This is a genomic window from Streptomyces sp., assembly GCF_050698815.1.
Lineage (GTDB): Bacteria > Actinomycetota > Actinomycetes > Streptomycetales > Streptomycetaceae > Streptomyces.
This window is the reverse complement of the sequence record NZ_JBOHCV010000105.1, coordinates 1-7,287: the sequence shown is the minus strand read 5'-3', so window position 1 is coordinate 7,287 and position 7,287 is coordinate 1. Positions and strand designations below refer to the sequence as shown.

The following is a 7,287-nucleotide window of genomic DNA, read 5'->3' as shown; positions in this document are numbered from 1 at the left end:
CCGTATGCCCTCCAGCAGGGCCTGCCGGGAAAGATCCTCCGCGAGGACCACCGTCTGGGGCAGACCCACCGCCTGAGGCTCCGCGTGGGCGTCGCTGTTGCCCATGGCGGGGAGCGGGCGGTCCCCCGAGGGCGGGTTCACCAGCATGTTGTCCCAGGCGGCGACGGCGAGTTCGTCGTCGGTCGTCCACGGGCCGTTCCACACCTCGACGGCGTCCGCGTCCTCGTACCCGAACTTCCACTGGCAGCCCACGAACGGGCAGTCGGGGTGTGCCGGCACAACCAGGCCGCCCGCACGGCGAATACGGCGGGCGTAACGGGCGAAGACGTCGTCCCGTGCTCTGTAACGCCAGTCGACGAACGTGCCCGGGTCGGTGCCCAGAGCCAGGAAGTGACCGTTGCGGGTGGTGATCTCCTCACCGCAGAGAATCAGGAAGTCGTCGCCCCACAGCCCTTCCCAGGCGCCGTGCCCCGACGTGGTGTTGTGCTCCGTGGTGGTGATGAAGTCGAGCCCCGCCTCACGGGCCGCCGCGGCAACCTGAGCGGGAGTGCGCTTGCCGTCCGAGTGCACCGTGTGCAGATGGCAGTCGCCGCGGTACCAGGCCCTGCCGCGGCCGCTCGCCCGCTCCGGCGGATGGTTCGGACGTGGCGTCTCGCCCTGCCCGCCGTGCCGGAGGGTGATGGTGACCTCGTAGTCCATGCCCTGCGGGGCGACGGTGTACGGGCCGAGCGCCACATGCCAGGTGCCCGCACGCACCGGGCCGGCCAGATAGCCGGGTGTCGCCTCGCTCGCGCTGATCGTGAACCGGTCACGGGCACCGCCCGACCAGCCCCGGAACCCCCGGCCGCCGAGCGCGGTGCCCCGCTCGTCGAAGATGCCGATGTCCAGCGCGTTGCCCTTGGTGCCTTCCGGGACCTGCGGCTTGTCGTAGGAGTACGACACCTCGATCTCCCGGACGCCATCGGGCACTTCGACCGGCAGATACACGAAGTCCGGTGCGCCCGTGGGCAGATGGCCGTTCACGGACTTGGAGTCCTGCGAACCGTCGGCGGCACGCGCGAAGTTCACGCTGCCCAGGGTGAGCACGCCCGCGGTGCCGGCCACCGCCGAGAGCCTGAGTACGTCACGTCTTCCCACACGGGTCATGCCCGCCTCCCCCTGCGCCTCCCGGCGCGCCCGTCACTTCGGTCGCGCGGCGCCACGGGGACGCCACGACTCACCGTTCTACGCGCAGCAGGCGGGCGGGGGAACCCCTGTGGATAACTCGGAGGCGGGCACCCACCTCGGGCACCCGCCCCCGGACCCGCCGCATCCGCCAGGCTGTTCAGCTGCTCAACGGCGCAGGACCTTCGCGAAGACGATCACGCCCACCACGACCACGACCAGGACCAGCGGGATGACGACCCACATCCACCACCGGTTGCTGCTGCTCTTGCTGTGGGAGCCGGAGGTGGAGTTGTAGCTCGTACCGGCCGTGCTGGTGCTGGTGCTGCTGCCGGACGTGCTGGTCTTGCTGATCCCCCCGTTGCTGCTGACGGTGCCGCCCTTGGAGCTGCTGCCGCCCGAAGTGGTGGTCTTGCTGATGCCCCCGCTGCTGCTGACGGTGCCACCACTGGAGCTGGAGGTGGAGCTCGAACTCGACGTGGAACTCGAACTGGAGCTCCTGCTCCCCCCGCTGCTGCCGCCGGATATGCGCCCCGGTGCGGCCTGCGTCCGGGTGCCGTCGCCGTCGCCGGACTGTCCGTACGAAGACGACACCCCGGAATCGGCGGACCTCCCGCCTGAACCACCCGAACCACCCGAACCGCCCCAAGCCGCATCCGACGCGGCGTACGCCGTCCCCGCCGTACCCCCGAGCAAGGCGCCGATCAGCAGGACAGAAGTGACAACACGCATGTTTTCCCCCGTAGTCGTGGTCGCGGAAGAGCATGGCAGAACCGCCTGCTCCGCGAACAGACGGCCGATCCGCACCCAGCACCGTAGACGATGTGAGATTGCCCGCAGCAACGACTCCGGGGCCGCGCCCGTACCGCTCGTATGCTCGGTTCATGACTTCGAGTGCGCAGGCAGCCCCCACCGCCACCGCAATGCGGCGTGCCCTCCGCCGTGCCCGTGACGGGGTGACGCTCGACGCCGCCGAAGCGGCCGTACTGCTGCAGGCGAGAGGCGACGATCTCGCCGAACTCGCCAAGTCCGCAGCGCGGGTGCGCGACGCCGGGCTGGAGGCGGCGGGACGCCCCGGGGTGATCACGTATTCGCGCGGGGTCTTCATCCCGCTCACCCGGCTGTGCCGGGACAAGTGCCACTACTGCACCTTCGTGACCGTCCCGGGCAAGCTCCGCCGTGACGGTCACGGGATGTTCCTGTCGCCCGACGAGGTGCTGGACATCGCGCGCCGCGGCGCCGAAGCAGGCTGCAAGGAGGCCCTGTTCACGCTCGGCGACAAGCCGGAGGACCGCTGGCCCGAAGCCCAGGAATGGCTGGAGTCGCACGGCTACGACGACACGCTTTCGTACGTACGGGCCATGGCCATCCGCGTCCTGGAGGAGACGGGGCTGCTGCCGCACCTCAACCCCGGCGTCCTGTCCTGGTCCGACTTCCAGCGGCTCAAGCCCGTCTCGCCGTCCATGGGCATGATGCTGGAGACCACGGCTGAGCGCCTGTGGAGCGAACCGGGCGGCCCGCACCACGGATCGCCTGACAAGGAACCGGCGGTGCGGCTGCGCGTGCTGGAGGACGCCGGGCGTTCCAACGTCCCCTTCACCACAGGGCTGTTGATCGGTATCGGTGAGACGTACGAGGAGCGTGCCGAGTCGCTCTTCGCGCTGCGCCGCATCCAGCGTGCCTACCACGGCATTCAGGAACTCATCATGCAGAACTTCCGCGCCAAGCCGGACACGGCCATGCGCGGAATGCCCGACGCCGAACTCGAGGAGCTGGCCGCCACGATCGCGGTGGCCCGGCACATCATGGGCCCCTCCGCCCGCATCCAGGCACCGCCGAACCTGGTGGACGGGGAGTACGCGATGCTCATCGGTGTCGGCATCGACGACTGGGGCGGCGTCTCCCCGCTGACCCAGGACCACGTCAACCCCGAGCGCCCCTGGCCGCAGATCGACGAACTGGCGCAGCACACAGCCGACTCCGGCTTCGAACTGCGTGAACGTCTCCCCATCTACCCCGAGTTCATCCAGCGCGGCGAACCCTGGCTCGACCCCCGGCTGCTGCCGCACGTCGAAGCGCTGGCCGAACCGGGCACGGGACTCGCCCGTGAGGACGCCCCTGTCGAGGGCCGCCCGTGGCAGGAGCCCGACGAGGGCTACCTCGCACCGTCCGGACGTACGGACCTGCACCGCACCATCGACACCGACGGGCGCACAACGGACCGCAGGGACGACTTCGACGAGGTCTACGGCGACTGGGAGAGCCTGCGTGAACAGGCGAAGCCCGGAATGGCACCGCAGCGCATCGACACGGACGTGCGTACTGCCCTGACCCGCGCCGCCGACGACCCCACGCGCCTCACCGACGACGAAGCGCTCGCCCTGCTGCACGCGGACGGCCCCGCCCTGGACGCGCTGTGCGGCATCGCCGATCAGCTGCGCCGCGACGTGGTCGGCGACGACGTGACGTACATCGTCACGCGCAACATCAACTTCACCAACGTCTGCTACACCGGCTGCCGTTTCTGCGCCTTCGCGCAGCGCCGCACCGACGCCGACGCCTACACGCTCTCCCTGGACCAGGTCGCCGACCGCGCCCAGCAGGCGTGGGAGGTGGGCGCGGTCGAGGTGTGCATGCAGGGCGGCATCCACCCGGACCTGCCGGGCACCGCCTACTTCGACATCGCCCGCGCGGTGCGGGAGCGCGTGCCGGACATGCACGTGCACGCCTTCTCCCCGATGGAGGTCGTCAACGGCGCCAGCCGTACGGGCCTCTCGATCCGCGACTGGCTCTCGGAGGCGCGCGACGCGGGCCTCGGTTCGATCCCCGGCACCGCAGCGGAGATCCTCGACGACGAGGTCCGCTGGATCCTCACCAAGGGCAAACTCCCGGCCGCCACCTGGGTCGAGGTCGTCGAGACGGCACACGAGCTGGGCATCCGATCGTCCTCCACGATGATGTACGGGCACGTGGACCAGCCCCGGCACTGGCTGGGCCACCTGCGGCAGCTCGCGGACATCCAGCGCTCGGCGGCCGAGAAGGGAGTGGCGGGCTTCACCGAGTTCGTCACGCTGCCCTTCATCCACACCAACGCGCCCGTCTACCTCGCGGGCATCGCCCGCCCCGGCCCCACCACCCGCGACAACCGCGCGGTGACCGCGATGGCACGGCTGCTGCTGCACCCCCACATCACCAACATCCAGACAAGCTGGGTCAAGCTGGGCGCGGAGGGTGCGGCGGAGATGCTCCGCTCCGGTGCCAACGATCTGGGCGGCACGCTGATGGAGGAGACCATCTCCCGGATGGCGGGTTCGTCCTACGGCTCGTACCGTTCGGTGCAGGACCTGACCGCCATCGCCGAGCTCGCGGGCCGGCCGGCCCGCGCCCGTACGACGCTGTACGGCGAGGTGCCCGAGGAGCGGCTGCGCGCGGCGCGGCTGTCCGACGGGCACCTGCCCCAGCTGCTTCCGGTACTGGGAAACTGAACCGGGGCGTCAGCCGGGAGGGCACTAAGGTGCGGCGGGGGACCTTCCCCCCTGCCCGCAGAGAGATACCGGCGGAGAGATCCCCGCAGAGAGACAACGGGAGGGACACGTGGCCGCTTCCGGAAGCGATGCCGTATGGGGCCGCGCCGAGCAGCAGGACTTCCGCGGCAGGGTGCGCGGCTGCCTGCTGGGCGGCGCGATGGGCGACGCGCTCGGCGCGGGTATCGAGTTCGATTCGCTGAGCGCGATCCGGGAGGCGCACGGCGCGTCCGGAGTGACCGATTTCGTCCCGGCCTACGGGCGGCGCGGCGCCGTCACCGACGACACCCAGATGACGCTCTTCACGATGGACGGCCTCATCCGCGCACACGTGCGCCGCGATACGGGCGCCTGGCACCCGCCCACCGACGTGCACGCCGCCTACCGCAGATGGGCGGCGACGCAGCGGGACTGGGGGCCGGACGAGCGGAAGAAGGAGGACGGCTGGCTGGCGCGCGAGGAGTGGCTCTACGCCCGCCGCGCACCCGGCAACGCTTGTCTGAGCGGTCTCGCCGACGACCGTATGGGCACCGTCGACAACCCCAAGAACCCGCAGTCCAAGGGCTGCGGCACGGTCATGCGGTCCGCCCCCTTCGGGCTGCTGGTGGGCTGGGAGCCGCAGTTGGTCTTCCAGCTCGCCGTGGAGTGCGCGGCGCAGACCCACGGGCATCCGACCGGATATCTGGCGGCAGGCGCCTTCGCCGCGATGGTGCACGCCCTGACGCGGGGCGACTCGCTCGACCACGCGGTGCAGAAGGCCCTCGCGCAGCTGTCGAACCGGCCGGGCCACGAGGAGACCAGCGAAGCGCTGAAGCGGGCGCTGGGCGCGGTGCGCCAAGGCCTGCCGACGGCCGAGCGGGTGGAGTCGCTGGGCGAGGGCTGGACGGCCGAGGAGGCACTGTCGATCGGCGTCTACTGCGCCCTGGTCGCCGAGGACGTACGGCACGGGCTGCTGCTGGCCGTGAACCACGGCGGTGACAGCGACTCCACCGGTTCCGTCTGCGGCAACCTGCTCGGCACCATCCATGGTGAGACGGCGCTGCCGCCGGGCTGGGTCGCGGAGCTGGAGGGACGCGGGACCATACTCGAACTGGCCGACGACTTCGCCATGGAGATGACACAGGGCCCCGCCCTGCACGCCCCGGGAGCGGCGTCCCCGGTCTGGCTGACGCGCTACCCGCGCGCGTGAGGGCGGTACGGGCAGCGACAGCAGCTCAGCGGATCAACGCGTCAGCAGGCCCGGCGAGCGGAGTCGCCGGCGCGCACATCCGCGACGAAGCCGGACCACGACCCCGGGGGAAAGCTCAGCGCCGGCCCCTCGGGGACCTTCGAGTCACGCACCGCCACCGCGCGGACGGTCGGTGACTTGACCTCGACGCACGCGCCATTGGCTGAGTAGCTCGACTTGATCCAGTCGATGGTGTTTCCCTGGTGAATAGCCATGTCTGCTCCGGTTGTTCGACTTGTGGGAGTGACCGTACGCCCCAATTCCCCATCGCGAAGGGGTCGTTCACTCGACCGGATGGCATATTCCAAACAGCTCTTCACGCCACCGCTGAAGCAGGTGTACTCTCCCGCCGCTCAGCCGCGGGCATACTCCTTCGCCACTTTCTCGATGAACTGCCGGGTCTGATCAGGGTTGAGAGCTTCGGCTCGCAAATGCTCGTACATGACGCTGTAGCTCTGTACGTCGTGCGTTTTCTCCAGGTACAGGTCGCTGGTGACCCCCTCCAGATAGACCACCGAGGAGTCGGAGGCGTCAGGGAACTCGAGGATCGCGTACTGCCCGTTGACGCCTGGATGGGCGCCCATGGAGAACGGCATCACCTGGACCGTGACGTGCGGCAGTTGCGACACCTCGTTGAGCCGCTCCAGCTGTTCCACCATCGTCTGGCGGCCACCGACCTCCCGGCGCAGCGCGGATTCGTCCAGTACCGCCCACAGCCGGAGCGGGCGGCGGAGGTCGTTGACCCGGTCCTGCCTGCGCATCCGTACCTGTACGCGCTTCTCGATGTCGGCCGCCGACGCCTCCGGCAGGGCGCCCTCGCAGACGGCCTCCGCGTACGCCTTCGTCTGCAACAGCCCCGGCACGACCTGCGGTTCGTACACCCGCAGGGAGGCGGCGTCCGTCTCCAGGCCGATGTAGACGCTGTAGGGGATGTCGCCGAAGGCGTGCCACCAGCCTTGCTGACGTGACTCCTTGGCCATCTGCATCAGTGAATCGACGATGCGGTGGTCCTCGACCTCGTAGACCCCGCACAGGTCGCGTACGTCGCGCTGGCTGATGCTGCGGCGGCCGTTCTCCAGCCGGCTGATCTTGGACTGCGAGACGAGCAGCCGGTCCGCGACCTCCTCCGCCGTCATGCCTTTCACCTCGCGGAGACGGCGCAACTCCTGCCCCAGACGGCGACGTCGGACGGTGGGGTTGACGTTGGACGCCACAAGAACAGCACCTCCGTAAAGTACGACTACTTTCCAGCAGGTTCCCACCACCGTGTGCGATCGCGCTGGCGAATGGCAACAGAGGGTGCGGAGTCGAGCACAGGGCATGCGTGCGGGGTGGCGGTACGGGCACCGCTCCCGGCGCCCGTACCACCAC

Annotated in this window: 6 protein-coding genes; 2 read left to right on the top strand and 4 right to left on the bottom strand. The window is 69.9% G+C overall.

Annotation, left to right across the window (positions count from 1 at the left end):
• Together ACRDP3_RS04100 and ACRDP3_RS04095 are read right to left on the bottom strand one after the other, a co-directional pair.
• Positions 1 to 1,146, bottom strand: a 1,146-nt coding sequence (locus ACRDP3_RS04100) for a CehA/McbA family metallohydrolase (protein WP_431515424.1), incomplete at its 3' end; no start/stop codon positions are given.
• Between the two features lie 186 nt (positions 1,147 to 1,332).
• The gene (locus ACRDP3_RS04095) at positions 1,333 to 1,758 is read right to left on the bottom strand and encodes a hypothetical protein (protein ID WP_431515423.1); all 426 of its coding nucleotides are present in this window, start codon (positions 1,756 to 1,758) and stop codon (positions 1,333 to 1,335) included.
• A gap of 290 nt (positions 1,759 to 2,048) precedes the next feature.
• Between ACRDP3_RS04095 and ACRDP3_RS04090 the strand changes: the two genes are divergently transcribed.
• Positions 2,049 to 4,649, top strand: coding sequence for a bifunctional FO biosynthesis protein CofGH (locus tag ACRDP3_RS04090; protein WP_431515422.1), 2,601 nt, complete (start codon positions 2,049 to 2,051; stop codon positions 4,647 to 4,649).
• Positions 4,650 to 4,758: 109 nt separating this feature from the next.
• Positions 4,759 to 5,877, top strand: a complete 1,119-nt coding sequence (locus ACRDP3_RS04085) for an ADP-ribosylglycohydrolase family protein (protein ID WP_431515421.1) — start codon at positions 4,759 to 4,761, stop codon at positions 5,875 to 5,877.
• 41 nt (positions 5,878 to 5,918) lie between these two features.
• On the opposite strand, the gene ACRDP3_RS04080 is transcribed toward ACRDP3_RS04085, so the two are convergent.
• Together ACRDP3_RS04080 and ACRDP3_RS04075 are read right to left on the bottom strand one after the other, a co-directional pair.
• Positions 5,919 to 6,131, bottom strand: coding sequence for a DUF397 domain-containing protein (locus ACRDP3_RS04080; protein ID WP_431515420.1), 213 nt, complete (start codon positions 6,129 to 6,131; stop codon positions 5,919 to 5,921).
• A gap of 138 nt (positions 6,132 to 6,269) precedes the next feature.
• Positions 6,270 to 7,130: a helix-turn-helix domain-containing protein gene (locus ACRDP3_RS04075; protein WP_431515419.1), complete on the bottom strand. Its 861-nt coding sequence runs from the start codon at positions 7,128 to 7,130 to the stop codon at positions 6,270 to 6,272.
• Between the last annotated feature and the right edge of the window lie 157 nt (positions 7,131 to 7,287).